The 17,229-nt window shown below is 65.2% G+C and carries 18 protein-coding genes; 10 read left to right on the plus strand and 8 right to left on the minus strand.

Features of this window, described 5'->3' with window-relative positions; all coding sequences use genetic code 11:
• Positions 1-33 precede the first annotated feature (33 nt).
• On the minus strand, positions 34-864 hold the full coding sequence (locus ACN0RJ_RS00360) for an ABC transporter permease (protein WP_417720573.1): 831 nt from the start codon (positions 862-864) through the stop codon (positions 34-36).
• 124 nt (positions 865-988) lie between these two features.
• Between ACN0RJ_RS00360 and cysQ the strand changes: the two genes are divergently transcribed.
• The 8 genes from cysQ (at position 989) to ACN0RJ_RS00400 (ending at position 10,433) form a co-directional block, all read left to right on the plus strand.
• The gene (gene cysQ, locus ACN0RJ_RS00365; RefSeq protein WP_417723049.1) at positions 989-1,786 is read left to right on the plus strand and encodes a 3'(2'),5'-bisphosphate nucleotidase CysQ; all 798 of its coding nucleotides are present in this window, start codon (positions 989-991) and stop codon (positions 1,784-1,786) included.
• A 7-nt stretch (positions 1,787-1,793) separates the two neighbouring features.
• Entirely contained in the window at positions 1,794-3,035 is a 1,242-nt protein-coding gene (locus ACN0RJ_RS00370; RefSeq protein WP_417723050.1) for a glycosyltransferase family 2 protein, read from the plus strand.
• Between the two features lie 129 nt (positions 3,036-3,164).
• Entirely contained in the window at positions 3,165-4,058 is an 894-nt protein-coding gene (gene galU, locus ACN0RJ_RS00375) for a UTP--glucose-1-phosphate uridylyltransferase GalU (RefSeq protein ID WP_417720576.1), read from the plus strand.
• Positions 4,059-4,063: 5 nt separating this feature from the next.
• Positions 4,064-5,047: a UDP-glucose 4-epimerase GalE gene (galE, locus tag ACN0RJ_RS00380; protein ID WP_417723051.1), complete on the plus strand. Its 984-nt coding sequence runs from the start codon at positions 4,064-4,066 to the stop codon at positions 5,045-5,047.
• Positions 5,028-6,242 carry a glycosyltransferase family 4 protein gene (locus ACN0RJ_RS00385; RefSeq protein WP_417723052.1) on the plus strand — a complete coding sequence of 405 codons (1,215 nt, stop codon included), beginning with the start codon at positions 5,028-5,030 and terminating at the stop codon, positions 6,240-6,242. Before galE ends, ACN0RJ_RS00385 begins: the two co-directional genes overlap by 20 nt.
• Before the next feature lie 50 nt (positions 6,243-6,292).
• Positions 6,293-7,303, plus strand: coding sequence for a glycosyltransferase family 2 protein (locus tag ACN0RJ_RS00390; protein ID WP_417723053.1), 1,011 nt, complete (start codon positions 6,293-6,295; stop codon positions 7,301-7,303).
• Positions 7,300-8,997, plus strand: coding sequence for a beta-1,6-N-acetylglucosaminyltransferase (locus ACN0RJ_RS00395; RefSeq protein ID WP_417723054.1), 1,698 nt, complete (start codon positions 7,300-7,302; stop codon positions 8,995-8,997). The genes ACN0RJ_RS00390 and ACN0RJ_RS00395 overlap by 4 nt, the downstream gene beginning before the upstream one ends.
• A gap of 5 nt (positions 8,998-9,002) precedes the next feature.
• Entirely contained in the window at positions 9,003-10,433 is a 1,431-nt protein-coding gene (locus tag ACN0RJ_RS00400; protein ID WP_417723055.1) for a nodulation protein NodH, read from the plus strand.
• A gap of 72 nt (positions 10,434-10,505) precedes the next feature.
• On the opposite strand, the gene ACN0RJ_RS00405 is transcribed toward ACN0RJ_RS00400, so the two are convergent.
• The 6 genes from ACN0RJ_RS00405 to ACN0RJ_RS00430 form a co-directional block, all read right to left on the minus strand.
• Positions 10,506-10,970, minus strand: a complete 465-nt coding sequence (locus ACN0RJ_RS00405) for a PTS sugar transporter subunit IIA (RefSeq protein ID WP_417720582.1) — start codon at positions 10,968-10,970, stop codon at positions 10,506-10,508.
• 56 nt (positions 10,971-11,026) lie between these two features.
• A complete protein-coding gene (gene hpf / locus ACN0RJ_RS00410) occupies positions 11,027-11,590 on the minus strand; it encodes a ribosome hibernation-promoting factor, HPF/YfiA family (RefSeq protein ID WP_417720583.1) in 564 nt (187 codons plus the stop codon).
• Between the two features lie 250 nt (positions 11,591-11,840).
• Positions 11,841-12,599, minus strand: coding sequence for an LPS export ABC transporter ATP-binding protein (gene lptB, locus ACN0RJ_RS00415; RefSeq protein ID WP_417720584.1), 759 nt, complete (start codon positions 12,597-12,599; stop codon positions 11,841-11,843).
• On the minus strand, positions 12,599-13,096 hold the full coding sequence (gene lptA / locus ACN0RJ_RS00420; protein WP_417720663.1) for a lipopolysaccharide transport periplasmic protein LptA: 498 nt from the start codon (positions 13,094-13,096) through the stop codon (positions 12,599-12,601). The genes lptB and lptA overlap by 1 nt, the downstream gene beginning before the upstream one ends.
• Before the next feature lie 11 nt (positions 13,097-13,107).
• Positions 13,108-13,719: an LPS export ABC transporter periplasmic protein LptC gene (gene lptC, locus ACN0RJ_RS00425; RefSeq protein ID WP_417720585.1), complete on the minus strand. Its 612-nt coding sequence runs from the start codon at positions 13,717-13,719 to the stop codon at positions 13,108-13,110.
• Positions 13,720-13,722: 3 nt separating this feature from the next.
• Positions 13,723-14,337: a ribonuclease D gene (locus ACN0RJ_RS00430; RefSeq protein WP_417720586.1), complete on the minus strand. Its 615-nt coding sequence runs from the start codon at positions 14,335-14,337 to the stop codon at positions 13,723-13,725.
• Positions 14,338-15,279: 942 nt separating this feature from the next.
• On the opposite strand from ACN0RJ_RS00430, the gene ACN0RJ_RS00435 reads away from it, so the two are divergent.
• Both ACN0RJ_RS00435 and ACN0RJ_RS00440 read left to right on the plus strand, forming a co-directional pair.
• Positions 15,280-15,969, plus strand: a complete 690-nt coding sequence (locus ACN0RJ_RS00435) for a sugar transferase (RefSeq protein ID WP_417720587.1) — start codon at positions 15,280-15,282, stop codon at positions 15,967-15,969.
• Positions 15,970-16,102: 133 nt separating this feature from the next.
• Positions 16,103-16,507, plus strand: coding sequence for a VOC family protein (locus tag ACN0RJ_RS00440; RefSeq protein WP_417723056.1), 405 nt, complete (start codon positions 16,103-16,105; stop codon positions 16,505-16,507).
• Positions 16,508-16,564: 57 nt separating this feature from the next.
• On the opposite strand, the gene ACN0RJ_RS00445 is transcribed toward ACN0RJ_RS00440, so the two are convergent.
• Positions 16,565-17,227: an OmpA family protein gene (locus tag ACN0RJ_RS00445; protein WP_417720589.1), complete on the minus strand. Its 663-nt coding sequence runs from the start codon at positions 17,225-17,227 to the stop codon at positions 16,565-16,567.
• Between the last annotated feature and the right edge of the window lie 2 nt (positions 17,228-17,229).

A 17,229-nucleotide genomic window follows, 5' to 3' on the forward strand; every position in this document is an offset into this window, starting at 1 on the left:
CCGATCAGGGTCCGCAACCCAAGCCGGAAATGCCTAGCGCCGCGCGCTCCAGCTCGCCGAGGCGTGTTTGCGGGTGTAGAATTCCGCCATCAGCCCGACCATGATCAGGACCAGTGACAGGTACAGCGCATATTCCCAGTTGGAATTGCGCGGGTTGTAATCGACGAAGGCATAGCCGCGCGACTGGTCGATGGTGTGAAACAGCGGATTCCAGTCGAACATGGCGATCATGTAGGTCGGCAGGGTGTTGGCCACGAACATCTTGCCCGAGGCGATCATGTTGGCCCGCTGGTAGATCGTCGACGCGATGCCGACCGGGGTCGGGAACCACGGCTTTGCGGCGAGGAACACCATGCCGATCGCCGCCCCGGAGAACCACGACAGCAGGATCATCGCGATGCAGCCGATGGGGTCGTGGATTTCCTGCATGACGAAGGGATTGAACGCCACGTCATAGATGAACAGGATGAAGATCAGCGAAATCACCTGGATATACAGCGTGCTGAGCATGGCCGAGGCGATGGCGATGGCGGTGTTCATCGGCGCGTGCTGCATCATCGGGCTGGCCGGCCCTTCGGAGCCGACGACCGCACCCATCGTCTTGGAATGGGTCATGTAGAGAAAGACCCCGGTCATGATGTAGATCATGAAGTCGCCGCGCAGCGCGGTGCTGCGCATCCCGAGGATCTGGAACATGAAGTAGAAGGCCAGCACGAAGATGATCGTCTGGAGCATGTTCATGAACAGCGCCATGAAGGCATTGCCGTGGGTCTTGCGGACCGCCCGCACCGAATTGTGGTAGATCAGTTCCGCGATGTAGATCGCCGAACCCAGCCGCGACCGCGGTGCCGTCGTCTGAAACATGTGCCTGCTGCTCCGATGCGCTCTGCCGGGCGACGGGTCTTCTTGCCCATCCGACCTCCGGGCAGCATAAGGGGGACAGGCTTTCAAATCAATAAATCCGCGCAGGCGGACAAGGAGACCGGCTTTGAATTACGAAACGCTCGTCAGTGTCATCCGCAAGCTCGCGCTGGAAGCGGGCGACAAGATCATGGAAATCTACGAATCCGAAGACTTCGCCGTGAAGGTGAAATCGGATTCCTCGCCCGTGACCGAGGCCGACGAGGCCGCCGATGCGCTGATCTCCGCGGGTCTGGTCGAGGCCTTTCCCGACATGCCGCTCGTCACCGAGGAACAGACCGCGAGCCACACCGTCGACGCGATGACCTTCCTGATCGTAGACCCGTTGGACGGGACGAAGGAATTCGTCAACCGTCGCGGAGACTTCACCGTCAACATCGCGCTGGTCGAAGACGGCGTGCCGACGCGCGGCGTGGTCTATGCCCCCGCCCGCCAGCGGATGTTCTACACCAACGCCGTCGGCCACTCGGTCGAGGAGATCGGCCCCTTCGACAAGGAGACACCGGGCGAGCTGAAGCCGATGAAGGTGTCCGAGGCCGACAATTCCGCGCTGATGGTGGTGGCATCGAAATCGCACCGCGACCAGGCGACGGACGATTACATCAACAAGTATTCCGTGGCGGATTCCAAGAGCGCCGGCTCGTCGCTGAAGTTCTGCCTTGTCGCGACGGGAGAGGCCGACCTCTACCCGCGTCTCGGGCGCACGATGGAATGGGACACGGCGGCGGGCCACGCGGTCCTGTCGGGCGCGGGCGGCCGCGTGGTGCGCTTCGACGACCACACGCCGCTGGCCTACGGCAAGGCCGAGTTCGCCAACCCGTTCTTCATCGCCTACGCGCCGAGCGTCACGCTGAAAGACGCCTGATCCGCGCATGGACGCGGTTCCGGTCAGCGTCGTCATCGTCAGCCGGGGCCGTCCGGAGATGCTGGCGCGCTGCCTGACCGGGGTGTCGCAACTGGACCATCCGGCCTTCGAGATCGTGGTCGTCGCCTGCCCCGCGGGCTGCGCCGCGGTGCGCGGGCGACCGGACGCCGCGTACATCAGGCTCCTGCCCTTCGACCGCGCCGACATCTCGACCGCGCGCAACATCGGGATCGCCCACGCGGCGGGAGAGGTGCTGGCCTTTCTCGACGATGACGCCGTGCCGGAACCGACCTGGCTCGCCCACCTCTGCGCGCCTTTCGAAACGTCCGGAGTCGCGGCGGCAGGCGGGTTCGTGCGCGGGCGCAACGGCATCGACTTCCAGTGGCGCGGCCGTGTCGTGACCCCTGCGCTGGAGGACTCCGACCTGCCCGTCTCCGGCAGCGCGCCGGTGATCCTGCGCCCCGAAGGAGAGGCTGCGGTCAAGCTTCAGGGCACCAACATGGCCTGGCGGCGGTCGGCGCTCGTCGCCCTCGGCGGGTTCGATCCGGCCTTCCGGTTCTACCTCGACGACACCGACCTGGACCTGCGGCGCCACGCGGCCGGTCTGGCGGTGGCCATCGCCCCGCTGGCGCAGGTCCATCACGGCTTTGCCCCCAGCGCGCGGCGCCGCGCGGACCGCACCCCCACCGACCTGACCGAGATCGGCGCCTCGACCGCCGTCTTCCTGCGCAAGCACTGCCCGGAAAACCGGCGGCAGGCCGCGCGGGACAGGCTTCGGGAGGAGCAGCTTGCGCGGCTGCTGCGCGCCGAGCGGCGCGGCAGGCTGGGAAAGGAGGATCGTCAGCGGCTGATCGCCGGATATGACCTCGGGATTGCGGCGGGCAGCGCGCGACAGGTTGAGGCGGGTGACGGCCCCGGCGCGCCTCTGGCCGCCTTCCGGCCCTACCCCGGCCGCCCTGGCGCAGCGCGCCGCGTGCTGTCCGGCCGCGTGTGGAACCGCAGACACCTGCGCGCCGAGGCCGCGCGCCTTGCCGCGGCGGGCCATATCGTCAGCCTCTACCGCTTTTCGATGACGGCGCTCTACCATCGCGTGTACTTCCGCCCCGAGGGGTACTGGGAACAGACCGGCGGCCTCTGGGGCCGCAGCGACCGCGACGGGCCTCTGTTCCGCGCCGCCCGGCTCGCCTCGCGGGTGCGTGCGGAATGTGCAAGAGTGACCGAAGTGAGAGATAATCCGCGCGATCGGTGACGGATCGTCGCCGGTTGCCGCTAATCCGCCGTCAAAGCGAATTACACTGTGTTCGCTTCAAAAAGAACATGATAGAAAACCGTGGAATTCAGGCGCCGTACCGCCAATCATTGTGCGAGGAGCAGTCATATGCGAAATAAAGTTACCAAAGCGATTTTCCCGGTCGCCGGACTCGGAACACGCTTCCTCCCGGCCACCAAATCCGTTCCCAAGGAAATCATGACCCTGGTCGACCAGCCGCTGGTCCAGTACGCCATCGACGAGGCGCGTGCCGCCGGGATCAAGGAATTCATCTTCGTCACCTCGCGCGGCAAGGGTGCGCTCGAGGATTATTTCGACCACGCCCCCCAGCTCGAACAGGAGCTGAAGAAGAAGGGCAAGGAAAAGCTGCTGGAGATTCTCCGGTCGACCAACATGGATTCCGGCGAGATCGCCTATATCCGCCAGCACAAGGCGCTCGGACTCGGTCACGCGGTCTGGTGCGCGCGCCGTCTGATCGGCAACGAACCCTTTGCGGTCATGCTGCCCGATGACGTGATCGCGGCCGACAAGCCCTGCCTTCAGCAGATGGTCGAAGCCTACGAGGAAACCGGCGGCAACATGGTCGCGGCGATGGAAGTTCCGGCCGACAAGGCGTCGTCCTACGGCATTCTCGACGTGGCCGAGGACATGGGCGCGATGGTCAAGGTCGGCGGCATGGTCGAAAAGCCCGAGCCGGGCACGGCCCCGTCCAACCTCGCCGTGATCGGGCGCTATATCCTGTCGCCCCAGATCCTGCGCAACCTCAACCAGAAGCAGACCGGCGCCGGCGGGGAAATCCAGCTCACCGACGCCATCGCGCAGCAGATCGGCAGCGAAGAAGGCGTCTACGGCTACCGTTTCAACGGCCAGCGCTACGATTGCGGCTCGAAGGCCGGGTTCCTTCAGGCGACCGTTGCCTTCGGCCTCGCCCGCGAAGATCTGCGTGACGACCTCGAAGCCTATCTGCACGAGATCGTGGCGGCCCGCAAAGCGGCGGAGTAGGCCCTTTGTCGACCGTCCTGGTGACCGGGGGTGCGGGCTACATCGGTTCGCACGCCTGCAAGGCGCTCGCGCGGGCGGGCTTCGTGCCCGTCACCTACGACAACCTCGTGACCGGCTGGCAGGACGCGGTAAAGTTCGGCCCCTTCGAAAAGGGCGATCTGTCCGACCGCGCCCGCCTTGACGAGGTGTTTGCCCGCCACCAGCCCGTCGCCGTCATGCATTTCGCGGCGCTCAGTCAGGTCGGCGAGGCGATGTCGCGCCCCGGGCTCTACTGGCGCAACAATGTCGAAGGTTCCCTGACCCTGATCGAGGCCGCCGTCGCCGCCGGGTGCATGAACTTCGTCTTTTCCTCGACCTGCGCCACCTACGGCGAACATGACAACGTGGTGCTGGACGAGACCACGCCGCAGGAACCGCTCAACGCCTACGGCGCATCGAAGCGCGCGGTCGAGAACATCCTGCGCGATTTCGAGGCCGCCTACGGCCTGCAGCACGTGATCTTCCGCTATTTCAACGTTGCCGGCGCGGATGAGGAGGGCGAGGTGGGCGAGCATCATCGCCCGGAGACGCATCTCATCCCGGTGATGCTGGAAGCCATCGACGGCAAACGCCCCGGCCTGACCATCCACGGCACCGATTACGACACCGCCGACGGCACCTGCATCCGGGACTACGTGCATGTCATGGACCTGGTCGAGGCACATGTGCTCGGGCTGACCTGGCTGCAGGAGGGGCGGGGCAGCCGCGTCTTCAACCTCGGCACCGGCACCGGCTTTTCGGTGCGCGAGGTGATCGACGCCTCCCGCACGGTGACCAACCGCGAGGTGCCCTGTTCCGAGGGACCGCGCCGGGCGGGGGATGCGACCAAGCTGGTCTCGGGGTCCACCCGCGCGGCACAGGAGCTGGGCTGGGAACCCCGCCGCTCGACCATGAAGAAGATGATCGCCGACGCCTGGCAATGGCATCTCGATGGCAGATACGAACGCTGACCCCCCTGCCCGCCTTCTCGACCTGACACGGCTCGCCCGCCGTGTCGGGAAACCGCTCACGGGCATCGACCGGGTCGAGCGCGCCTACCTCTCCCGGCTGCTTCTGGACCCGGTGCCGCTGTTCGGGCTGGTCCGCACCCCGCTCGGATACATCCTGACCGGCGAAGAGGGCTGCGCGGATTTCCTGCGCCGCATGGACACCGGCGACTGGGGTACGACGGACCGCCTGTCACGAATGCGCTACGGCGCCGAACCCGTCCGGGCGCGCGCGGAATCCGCGCTGCGCCGTCACGCCGTCGCCCGCGCCGTGCCGCAGCGCCTGACCTCGATGCTGATCAAGGCGCTGCCCAAGGGCGTGCACTACCTCAACACCGGGCACAGCAACCTGACGGATCGCGTCGTCGGCGCGATCCGCGCGGTGCCGGGGGCCCGGGTCGCGGTGCTGCTGCACGACACGATTCCGCTCGACCTGCCGCAGTACCAGGCGGATGGCATGTCGGACCGCTTTCGCACCTTTCTCGACCACATCTATCGGGACGCGGACCTGGTCATCTGCAATTCGCACCAGACCCGATCCGACCTCAAACGGCACCTGCCCGACGGCGCCACGCTCCCGAACACGGTGGTGGCCCATCTGGGTGTCGACGTGCCGGAGCCGGGAACCGCCCCGACCGGCCCCTGGACCGGGCAGCCCTATTTCGTCGCTCTGGGAACCATCGAGCCGCGCAAGAACCACTCCATGTTGCTCGACCTCTGGGAGCAGGAGGCCCCCGACGCGCAGCTTCTGATCTGCGGCAGCCGCGGCTGGCGGAACGAGGACATCTTCTCCCGTCTCGACGCCGGCATTCCCGGCGTTCACGAATTGTCGGGCGTGGCGGATGCCGGGGCATTCGCCCTGCTTGCCGAAAGTGCCGGGCTGCTCTTTCCGAGCCATGCCGAAGGCTTCGGCCTGCCACCGCTCGAAGCCGCATCGCTCGGTGTTCCGGTGGTCTGCAACGATCTGCCCAGCCTCCGGGAAACGCTTGTGGATATTCCAGTTTACGCAGAGGTTTCAGACCGTTATCTTTGGTCGTCAACAATACGACGGCTGAGCAACGATCATCGCGCGATCCGAAACAAGCAAGAACAACCAAGGCGGGCATTCAGCCCGCCGACATGGGCTGCACATTTCAAGACCGTGTTAACGCTGATCTGATAGCCGCAACAGGACGAGGCCGGAGAACCCGCCTCCATGAGGACTATTGATTGGGCGTATGGCAATCATACAGGCTCAGGCTTCAGCGCAAGCGCTGGCGCGTGCGTGCGCTGCGCAAGAGCCGTGAACTGATGCCGGTTGCCAACCGGACCGACCAGATCCGGTCCTCGGATCTGCTGGTCTTTTGCACCGCGCGCAACGAAGGCGTCCGACTGCCGTATTTCCTGAAATATTACAGGGAGATGGGGGTTAACCACTTTTTCTTTGTCGACAACGACAGCACCGACGGATCGCCCGACTACCTCGCCCGCCAGCCGGATGTCTCGGTCTGGAGCACGCGCGCCAGTTACAAGCGGTCGCGCTTCGGCATGGACTGGATCAACTACCTGTTGCGCAAACATGCTCACGGCCACTGGGCGCTGACCGTCGATCCGGACGAGTTCTTTCTCTATCCCTTCTGCGACACCCGGCCCCTGCGGGCGCTGACGGACTGGCTCGACGCGTCGTCGATCAAGAGCTTCTCCGCAATGCTGCTCGACATGTATCCCAAGGGACGGATCGACGGGCAGCCCTACCAGTCCGGGCAGAACCCGCTCGAGATCGCCTCGTGGTTCGATGCGGGCAATTACACGGTCAGCCGCAACGGCCGGTTCGGGAACCTCTGGATCCAGGGCGGTCCCCGCGCCCGCGCCTTCTTTGCCGACGATCCGGTCCGCGCCCCCGCGCTGAACAAGATCCCGCTGGTGAAATGGGATCGCCGCTACACCTATGTCAGTTCGACCCACATGCTGCTGCCGCGCGGGCTGAACCTCGTCTACGACGAATGGGGCGGCGAAAAGGCCTCCGGACTGCTGCTGCACACCAAGTTTCTCGACACCTTCACCGCCAAGGCGCAGGAAGAGCTGGTGCGCAGGCAGCACTACGCCGGGTCCTCGGAATACATCGCCTATGCGGACGGGGTGAAGGAGACTCCCGAACTCTGGAACAAGTGGTCCGAGAAATACATCAACTGGCGCCAGCTCGAGATCCTGGGCCTCATGTCCAAGGGGAACTGGGCATGAGCGTCGGGATCGTCATGCTGGTGCACACCGCGCTGGGACGGGCCGAACAGGTCGCGCGCCACTGGATGCGGGCGGGCTGCCCCGTGGTCATCCACGTCGACAGCATGGTGCCCAAGCGCATCTACGACAGCTTCGTCACCGCGCTCTCCGACGAACCGGACGTGCGGTTTTCGCGCCGGCATCGCTGCGAATGGGGCACATGGGGGCTGGTCGCGGCGAGCCAGGATGCCTCGGAACTGATGCTGAAGGATTTCCCGGAGGTCCGGCATGTCTACCTGACCTCCGGCTCCTGCCTGCCGCTGCGCCCGATCGAGGAGCTGATCGACTACCTCGACGAACGCCCGCGCACCGACTTCATCGAAAGCGCGACGACGGCGGACGTGCCCTGGACGGTCGGCGGGCTCGACAACGAACGCTTCACGCTGTTCTTTCCGTTTTCCTGGCGCCGGAACCGCTTCCTGTTCGACCGCTTCGTGGAATTCCAGCGCTGGCTGGGGCGGCCGCGCCGGATTCCCAAGGACCTCGTGCCGCATATGGGCAGCCAGTGGTGGTGCCTGACGCGGCAGACCCTGTCGGCCATCCTGCAGGACCCGGAGCGTGCCGCCTTCGACCGCTACTTCCGCAAGGTCTGGATTCCGGACGAAAGTTACTTCCAGACCCTCGCGCGGCTCTATTCCACCAATATCGAAAGCCGTTCCCTGACGTTGAGCAAGTTCGACTTCCAGGGCAAGCCGCACATCTTCTACGACGACCACCTGCAACTGCTGCGGCGGTCCGACTGCTTTGTCGCGCGCAAGATCTGGCCCCATGCGGAGCGGCTGTACCATGCCTTCCTGACCGATGCGGATTCCGCCTCGAACCGGCAGGAACCGAACCCCGGCAAGATCGACCGTATCTTTGCCAAGGCCGTCGACCGGCGGACGCGCGGGCGGGCCGGGCTCTACATGCAGTCCCGGTTTCCGAACTACGGCTGGGAAAACGGCGTGACGGCGGGCAAGTACTCCGTCTTCCAGGGCTTTGCCGAGCTGTTCCAGGATTTCGAAAGCTGGCTCGGACGGGCCACCGGCGCGCAGGTCCACGGGCATCTCTACGCCCCCGAGCGGGCGGAATTCGCCGGGGGTCAGGTCACGCTCAACGGTGCCATGTCGGACAATGCCCGGATGCGGGATGCCAACCCCAAGGCCTTCTTGACCAACCTCGTCTGGAACACGCGGGGGGAGCGGCAGTGCTTTCAGCACGGACCGCGCGACACGCAGGAAATCATCTGGCACATCGCCCGCGATCCCAACGCGCAGATCAGCGTGATTTCCGGTGCCTGGGCCGTGCCCCTGTTCAAGTCCAACGCCAATTTCGCCGACCTGCGCGCCGAGGCGGCGCAGTTGCAGAAGATCGAGAGCAGCATGCTGGACGGGCTGCGCTCTCCCGATGCGAAGGCGCGCATCCGGATCTGGACCATGGCCGAATTCATCGAAGCCCCGATGGAGCCGCTGCAGGTCCTGATCGACGAAATCGGACAAAAGACCATGCGGCGGCTGGCCGAGGCGCCGGTGATGGAGGATCTGTCGGGATTCGGCCAGTTCCTCCAGAACCTCAAGAACCAGGGCATGCACCCCTACCTGATGGGCGACTTCCCGGTGGAGCCCGCGCCGCGAAACGCCAACCAGACCAAGCGCAAACCCTACCTGGTGAAATAGCCGAGATGTCCGACCGTTTCGAGTCCTTCGTGATCTTTGCCGAGATGCGGACCGGCTCCAATTTTCTCGAAACCAATCTGAACGCGGTGGACGGGCTCACCTGTCACGGCGAGGCGTTCAATCCGCATTTCATCGGCTACCCCACCTCGAAGGACATTCTCGGTCTCACGCAGGCGGACCGTGATCGCGACCCGTTGCGCCTGCTGGCGCAGATCCGGCTGGCGACGCCGGGCGGGATCGGCGGCTTCCGCTATTTCCACGACCACGATGCGCGTGTCCTGCCGGCCATTCTCGAAGATGCCCGCTGCGCCAAGATCATCCTGACCCGCAATCCGCTCGACAGCTACGTGAGTTGGAAGATCGCGCAGGCCACCGGCCAGTGGAAACTGACCAACGTCTCGAACCGCAAGGACGCGCGGGTCCGCTTCGACGCGACGGAGTTCGAGAACCACCTCGCGGAGGTGCAGGATTTTCAGATCCTGCTGATGAATGCCCTCCAGACCTCCGGGCAGACCGCCTTTCACGTCGCCTACGAGGATCTGCAGGACGTGGCGGTGATGAACGGGCTCGCGGGCTGGCTCGGGGCGCGCGGCAGGCTCGACAGCCTGAACACCGCGCTCAAGCGACAGAACCCGGAGCCGGTCGCCGCAAAGGTCGCCAACGCGCCGGAGATGGCACAGGCGCTGGCGCGGCTCGACCGCTTCAACCTGAACCGCACGCCGAATTTCGAACCCCGGCGCGGGCCGGTGGTGCCGGGCTACATCGCCGCTGCGGCGACCCCGCTGCTCTACATGCCGATCCGCTCGGGGCCGGAGGACGCGGTGAGTCGCTGGTTCCGCGATCTGGACGGGGTCGGGCCGGGCGATCTTGTCACCGGCTTCAACCAGGCGACGCTGCGCGAGTGGAAGCGCGAGCGGCCGGGCCATCGCAGCTTCACCGTCCTGCGCCATCCCGCCGCCCGCGCGCACGAGGCGTTCTGCACGCGGATCCTGCACACCGGCAAGGGCGCCTTCAACGGCATCCGGCGGACCCTGCGCCGGGCGCATGACCTGCCGCTTCCCGAAGGCGATCCGGGAGAGGCGTACGGGCCCGACGACCATCGCGCGGCCTTTCTGTCCTTCCTCGCCTTCCTCAAGGCGAACCTGAACGGGCAGACCGCGGTGCGGGTCGACGGGCATTGGGCCACGCAGGCTCAGTGCCTGCAGGGCATGGCGGAGTTCACCCTGCCCGATGTCATCCTGCGCGAAGACGAGATCGCCGAGGGGCTGCCCGACCTGGCGCGCAAGGTCGGTCACGCCGCCCCGCCCCTGCCGCATCCGTCCGAGCCGCAGGCGCCGTTTTCGCTGGCCCGGATCTATGATGCACGGATCGAGGCCGCCGCCCGCGAGGCCTATGCCCGCGACTACGTCATGTTCGGTTTTTCTGACTGGGGCTGAAGGGCGCCGCACGGAAAGGAAAAACGCGGCGAAAAGGGTTCGCCGCGTTTCCCTGTTCTGTCTGATCGCTGCTCAGGCCGCCTGGGACGAGCGGCCTTCGGTCAGGATCGCGTGCAGCGTGGCCGGGTCGGGGTTGGCCCGCAGCTTGGAGCAAAGCTGGGGATCGCGCAGCGTGCGCGACACCAGCGCCAGTGCCTTGAGATGTTCGACCCCGGCATCCTCCGGCGCGAACAGCCCGAGGATCACGTCCACCGGCTGCCGGTCCACCGCTTCGAATTCGACCGGCTTTTCCAGCAGGATGAAAGCGCCCCGCACCTCGTCGAGACCGGAGATCCGCGCATGCGGCAGCGCGACGCCATGGCCGACACCCGTCGGACCAAGGCTCTCGCGCTCCATCAGCGCCTCGACCACCGACGGCGCATGCAACCCGTAGGCAGATTCCGCCAGGTCGGCGATATCATGCATCAGGCGCTTCTTGCTCGTCGCCGCCGCAACGACCTTCACGGCCTGCGGTTTCAGTAGTTCCAGAAAGGTCATGTAGTGCCCTTCTTCAAGCTCTGCTCAGAGGCGCCGGCGAACGAGGTCGGAGACCCTTACGGATCGATCCACCCGATGTTGCCGTCTTCGCGCCTGTAGACGACATTCACGCCGTCTTTCTTTTCGTTCCTAAACACCAGCACGGGCGCCCCGGCCAGTTCCATCTGCATGACGGCTTCGCCGACCGTGAGAGAGGGAATGGACATCTCCATCTCCGCCACGATGATCGGCTGCAGCGTGTCGGGCTCGTCATCCTGCGAGTCCTCTTCGCGGGCGAGGATATACGAGGACGCTTCATAGAGTGCAACCGGCTCCGCGCGATCCTTGTGATGATCCTTCAGGCGGCGCTTGTAGCGGCGCAACTGCTTGTCGATCTTCTCTCCGCAATCGTCGAACGATGCATAGATCTCGGTGGCGTGCGCCTTCGCGCTGGTGGTCAGGCCGGTCGACAGGTGTACCGTGACCTCGCAGACGAATTCATGTGCGCTCTTGGAAAAGGTGACGGTGGCATCGGTCGGGCGGCCGGCATATTTGGCGAGGACCGAGGCAAGCTCGTTCTGCACATGCGTCTGGAGGGCCTCGCCGACGTCGATCTGCTTTCCCGTGATCTGGTAGCGCATTTTCGTTCCTTCTCTCTTTGGACCCGCACTCGCTCCCTGCAATGCGGCAGGGTTGATGTGGTTGCGGATCAGGGGAGACGCAAGGCGGCTGCACGATGCAAAGACCTCTCCCCCTCCTCGGGGATCGTCGCGGCCAAGCATGCAGTGATGCGTTGCGTCATACCCATATTTGAGAGGAGACTCGGCGCTTTTGTCAATGATCTGTCGCAAGACCGTCACAACAGTTTCGCGCAACTTCATGAAAAATCGGCTACCCGATCCTGAAGTTTTCGCCAAGATAAACTCTGCGCACGTTTTCGTTCTGTACGACTTCCGCGGGCGTCCCGGACATCAGCACGTGACCGTCGTGCAGGATGTACGCGCGGTCGACGATCTCGAGCGTCTCGCGGACGTTGTGATCGGTGATCAGGACCCCGATGCCGCGCTTCCTGAGATCGGCGACAAGGTGGCGGATGTCGCCGACGCTGATCGGGTCGACCCCGGCAAAGGGTTCGTCCAGCAGCAGGTACTTCGGGTTCGCGGCAAGACAGCGCGCGATCTCGACCCGGCGCCGTTCGCCCCCCGACAGCGCCAGCGCAGGCGCGCGGCGCAGGTGTTCGATGGAGAATTCGCCGAGCAGTTCCTCGAGCCGTTCGCGCTGCCGGTGCCGGTCGTCCAGCGCGATGTCCAGAACGGCGGCGATGTTGTCCTCGACCGTCAGGCCGCGGAAGATCGACATTTCCTGCGGCAGGTAGCCGATGCCCATGCGGGCGCGGCGGTACATCGGCATCCAGGTCGCGTCGCGCCCGTCGATCAGCACCTGACCGCCTTCGGGGTTCACCAACCCGGCGATGGCGTAGAATGTCGTGGTCTTGCCCGACCCGTTCGGCCCGAGCAGGGCGACCACCTCGCCCCGGTTCAGATCCAGCGTCACGTCGCGGATGACCACGCGCTTCTTGTAGCTCTTGCGAAGGTGGCGCACGCGCAGGCCGCTGTCGCCCTCGGTCACGGACAGGTCTGGGCTCGGCATTACTGCTGCTCTTTACCCGAGCCGTTCTGGATCACGGTCTTGACCCGGCCCGACATCTGCGCGGTGCCGTCGTCGAGGTTCACCACCATGCGTTCCGAGGTCAGCGCATTGTTGCCCTGGGTCAGCAGGACGTTGCCGGTCATCACCACCGTGCCCGTGTCGATATTGTAATCGGCGCGTTCGGCCTCGGCCGCTTCCTTGCCGCTGACCAGGGTGACACCGCCGGTCGCCTCGAGCCGTTCGATGCGGTCCTGATTGTCGGAATAGACCACCAGCACCCGCGGCGCGGCGAGCCGCATCTCGCCCTGTCCGATGATGACGTTGCCGGTGTAGAGCGCCGTGCCGTCGGTCTGGTTGACCTCCAGCGAATCCGCGCTCACCTCGACCGGGGCGCTGGTGTCCTGGGACATGCCGCCGAAGGCAACCTTGGCCCCCTGGGCAAGGGCGGGGCAGGCCAGCGCGAACAGCGCGGCCGCGACAAGCGATCTGGTGAGCATGGTGGCAGCACTCATTGTTTCTTCGGGTCGTATACCAGCTTAACCCCGTCCGTGAAAAGCAGTTGCACATCATTGCCTTCGCCGAGCGGGACGATCTTCATGCGGCCGGCCTGCAAAGTGCCCGCCGGTCCGGTGCCGCTGACGGGGGCCATGCTCTCGGCCTCGATGCGGTCGATGGCGGTGCGCATGCTCTCGGTGTTGAGCACGTAGCCCGTGCTGCTTTCGATGACGACCCCGCCCTGCAACAGCGCCTCGCGGCTGGAATCGCTGAGCAGCGCGGTGCGGGATTTCAGCGTGATGACGCTGCCGTCCCCCATGTCCATCCGGGCCGAGAGATCCTCGGCCGAGAGGTCGCTGTCGGACCCCTCGTCCACCGGCCGCGCACTGCGGGCCGTCATGGTCAGCGCCTCCCCGCGCGAGGTGGTGCCGGCGTAATAGGGTGCCGTCACCTGTTCCCCGGTCGGCACCGTGGCCGTCTCCGGATCGGCGAAGGGCATGTCGGACAGCGGTTCAGAGCCGCGCGGAAACAGGAACAGCGTCGAAAGCATGATCAGGGCCACCATCGGCAGCAGGATCTTCAGCCAGGCGATGACGCTCGAATATGTGTCCGCGCCCCGTGCCATGGCTCAGGCATGCGCGAAGATGTCGGTTTCCGGCCAGCCTTCCAGGTCGAGCCTGGCCCGGACCGGCAGGAAATCGAAACAGGATTGCGCCAGTTCCATGCGACCCTCGCGCTCCAGCATCGCGTTCAGCGCATCGCGCAGCCGGTGGAGATGGAGCACGTCGGAGGCGGCATAGTCGAGCTGCGCCTCGGTCAGGGTGTCGGCCCCCCAATCGCTGGACTGCTGGTGTTTCGAGATGTCGACCCCGAGCAGTTCCTGAAGCAGCGATTTCAGCCCGTGCCGGTCGGTGAAGGTGCGCACCAGCCGGCTGGCGATCTTGGTGCAATAGACCGGCGAGGCCAGCGCGCCGAAGGCATGCTCCATCGCGGCGATGTCGAAGCGCCCGAAGTGGAACAGCTTCAGCACGTCGGGATCGCGCAGCATCCGGCACAGGTTCGGCGCTTCGGTCTGGCCGAGCGCGACCTGCACCATGTGCGCGTGACCGTCGCCCCCGGACATCTGCACGACGCAGAGCCGGTCGCGATGCGGGTTCAGGCCCATCGTCTCGCAGTCGATGGCCACCACGGGGCCGAGATCGAGACCGTCGGGCAGGTCTCCCTTGTAAAGATGATTGGCCATTGCGGGACCTTTCGATGCGCAACCGATGTCGTGCATTGGCATAGTCCCGCGCTCTCCGGCTTGCAACCGCCGCCCCCCGGTCCCCGCCGCCACATTTGGCCCCTCCGCGCGGCGCCCGGGGCCCGATTCGGACGGGAATGTGGCGAATCGATGACCTGCTTCCGCCACATTTCCGAGGGCCTCATCCCGCCGTCCGACAGGTTGAAACATTTCGTGAGCTTTTTTACTCCCCTCTAGCGTGTCGATTCAGGGGCCGGAGCGGCGGCTCTTTACCGACCGAACGTGGAAACGGTCGAAGGCTCACACGGCGATCGGGGTGCTGCAAAAGCGATAACCCCCACCGTGATTGGCCGCCTGATTGTTTCCGAATCCGACATTACAGGGGCGCGCCTGCCGGGCGAAATTGCCCGCTCCGCGTCATTGCCGAAAAGATGCCCCTTGATAGGAAGGATTGCCGGAGCTGTCGAAAACAATAGCGCTTGCATTTTTTCCGGCATTGTTTCCCCGACCGCGGCGCGCTTACAGGCCCGCCGGGAGGCGCGAAAAACGGTCCGAGGCAGCGCCACCGCGCGCAGTCCGGCGTCACGAAACCGGGAGGACACACCGCCCGTTAACGTCTGTGCACAAGCAGTGATTCAACCAAAAGTTGCAGTCGAAAGCTCATGTTGACGGAGCGGCGAACGACATGCTTATAAGAGCAAGTCGGCCAAATTCGACACAATTCAGTCACACTACCGCACCTGGGGGCTGGTGCATCCATTTGGGAGATACGGCAGGTCTGCTGGACGCGAACCGGGACAGGTACTTTTTGAAACAGCCAATAGGGCACAGGCCCTGCCAGCCGGATTTTCCGGTGAAAGGTCGGCTGATTTTACGGGTGCATTGCCGGACGGACAGATGCTTGTCGGCCTCTCGTCGATCAAACACCTCCGGGAGGTCAACTTGACCCTTCACATCCGCCAGCCGCTTCCGACCGCCGAAATCGAAAAGCTGATCGACGACGCCCTGTTCTTTGCCCCGCGCACCGCGTTTTATCGCAATGCCGGCAAGCGGGCAGTCGATATCGGTCTGGTTCTTGTCGGTATCATCCCGGTGCTGCTGGTCGTTGCCGTTCTGTCCGCCATCGTCGCGCTGGACGGGAAGTCGCCGTTCTACTTGCAGAAGCGCGTCGGCCGTGGCGGCCGCATCTTCCACATGTGGAAACTGCGCTCCATGGTCAGCGACGCCGATGCCCTGCTCGAGGCGCATCTGGCCGCGAACCCGGCCGCCCGCGAGGAATGGAACCGCAGCCAGAAGCTGCGCGAAGATCCGCGCATCACCCGGATCGGCCGCATCATCCGCAAGACCTCGCTCGACGAACTGCCGCAGCTCTGGAACGTTCTGCGCGGGGACATGTCGCTGGTCGGCCCGCGTCCGATGATGGTGGATCAGCAGGACATCTATCCCGGGACCGCCTACTACGCGCTGCGCCCCGGCATCACCGGTTTCTGGCAGACCTCCGTGCGCAATGAATCGAGCTTTGCCGAGCGCGCGGAATTCGACGCCGCCTATCTACGGGAACTGTCGCTGGGCACGGATTTCCGGACGCTCGCACGTACCGTCACGGTCGTGGTGAACGGCACCGGCTGCTGATCCTGACCGGCGTTCGCTTCTCTCTCTCACTCTCTCTCCGGAACGCCACGCAACAGGCCCCCGCGACACCCGCGGGGGCCTTTGCCGTTTGCCTCATCCCGTCCTCGTCCGACCGATCCGAAAGGTACCCGCCATGCGCCCCGTTCCCAGCAGCCTCGACCACCTCGTCCTCACCGTAACCGACCCGGAGGTCACCTGCGCCTTTTATACCGATGTACTGGGTATGCAGGCCGAAAGCTTTGTCGCGACCGACGGCAGCACCCGCCGGGCGCTGCGGTTCGGCGTGCAGAAGATCAACATCCATGTCGCCGGGGCCGAGTTCGAACCCAAGGCCGCGGCGCCGCGGCCGGGCTCCGCCGATCTCTGCTTTCTCTCGGAGACGCCGCTGAGCGACTGGCAGGCCCATCTGGACCGCGTCGGCGTCCCGGTTCTGGACGGGCCCGTCCGACGCACCGGCGCCACGGGGCCGATCCTGTCGATCTACCTGCGCGACCCGGACGGCTCGCTCATCGAGATATCGAACAGGCTGGAAGTCTGAACGAAAAAGGGCGCCGCGATCCGACGCGGCGCCCTTTCGATGCGATGCCTTGGCGTCTCAGGAGGCGTTCGGCAGGATGACGATTTCCACGCGGCGGTTCTGACGCTTGCCTTCGGCGGTCAGGTTCGACGCGATGGGCTGATCTTCGCCACGGCCGATGGACTGCACGCGGTAGGACGGAACCCCCTGCGAGACCAGGACGCTCGACACCGCCTGTGCACGGCGCTGCGACAGGTTCTGGTTGTAGGCGGCTTCGCCGTCGCTGTCGGTGTGGCCGATGACCTGAACCGTGGTGTTCGGGTATTCCAGCAGCGACCGGGCGACGGTGCGGATGTCGGCCTGAAGATCGCCGCGCAGCGTGGCGCTGTCGGTCGCGAACAGGATGTCCTGCGGCATGGTGACGATCAGGCGTTCGCCGGTGTTGTTGATCGTGACATTGTTGCCGAGCTGCTGGCGCAGCGCTGCTTCCTGCTTGTCGAGCTGGTTGCCGACGATCGCGCCGCCGGCCGCGCCGAGTGCCGCGCCGGCCAGGATGGTGCGGTTGCGTTCGGCCTTGTCGTCACCGCCGATCAGCGCGCCGGTCACGGCTCCGCCCAGCGCGCCGATGACGGCACCCTGCTTGGCCTGACGGTTGGGATCGTTGGGATCCATCTCGCACGCGGTGAGCGCCATGATGGCGACGAGAGAAAGGGAAATGGGGGTCTTGTTGGCCCGGATCATTG

Origin of the sequence: Salipiger sp., assembly GCF_048261495.1 — a bacterium.
GTDB lineage: Bacteria > Pseudomonadota > Alphaproteobacteria > Rhodobacterales > Rhodobacteraceae > Salipiger.

Bases quoted from the DNA above. Each gene is read 5' to 3' on its own strand.
- ACN0RJ_RS00360 (WP_417720573.1), bottom strand. From the start codon at position 864: ATGTTTCAGACGACGGCACCGCGGTCGCGGCTGGGTTCGGCGATCTAC.
- ACN0RJ_RS00370 (WP_417723050.1), top strand. From the start codon at position 1,794: ATGGACGCGGTTCCGGTCAGCGTCGTCATCGTCAGCCGGGGCCGTCCG.
- galU (WP_417720576.1), top strand. From the start codon at position 3,165: ATGCGAAATAAAGTTACCAAAGCGATTTTCCCGGTCGCCGGACTCGGA.
- ACN0RJ_RS00385 (WP_417723052.1), top strand. From the start codon at position 5,028: ATGGCAGATACGAACGCTGACCCCCCTGCCCGCCTTCTCGACCTGACA.
- ACN0RJ_RS00395 (WP_417723054.1), top strand. From the start codon at position 7,300: ATGAGCGTCGGGATCGTCATGCTGGTGCACACCGCGCTGGGACGGGCC.
- ACN0RJ_RS00400 (WP_417723055.1), top strand. From the start codon at position 9,003: ATGTCCGACCGTTTCGAGTCCTTCGTGATCTTTGCCGAGATGCGGACC.
- ACN0RJ_RS00405 (WP_417720582.1), bottom strand. From the start codon at position 10,970: ATGACCTTTCTGGAACTACTGAAACCGCAGGCCGTGAAGGTCGTTGCG.
- hpf (WP_417720583.1), bottom strand. From the start codon at position 11,590: ATGCGCTACCAGATCACGGGAAAGCAGATCGACGTCGGCGAGGCCCTC.
- lptB (WP_417720584.1), bottom strand. From the start codon at position 12,599: ATGCCGAGCCCAGACCTGTCCGTGACCGAGGGCGACAGCGGCCTGCGC.
- lptA (WP_417720663.1), bottom strand. From the start codon at position 13,096: ATGCTCACCAGATCGCTTGTCGCGGCCGCGCTGTTCGCGCTGGCCTGC.
- lptC (WP_417720585.1), bottom strand. From the start codon at position 13,719: ATGGCACGGGGCGCGGACACATATTCGAGCGTCATCGCCTGGCTGAAG.
- ACN0RJ_RS00430 (WP_417720586.1), bottom strand. From the start codon at position 14,337: ATGGCCAATCATCTTTACAAGGGAGACCTGCCCGACGGTCTCGATCTC.
- ACN0RJ_RS00440 (WP_417723056.1), top strand. From the start codon at position 16,103: ATGCGCCCCGTTCCCAGCAGCCTCGACCACCTCGTCCTCACCGTAACC.
- ACN0RJ_RS00445 (WP_417720589.1), bottom strand. From the start codon at position 17,227: ATGATCCGGGCCAACAAGACCCCCATTTCCCTTTCTCTCGTCGCCATC.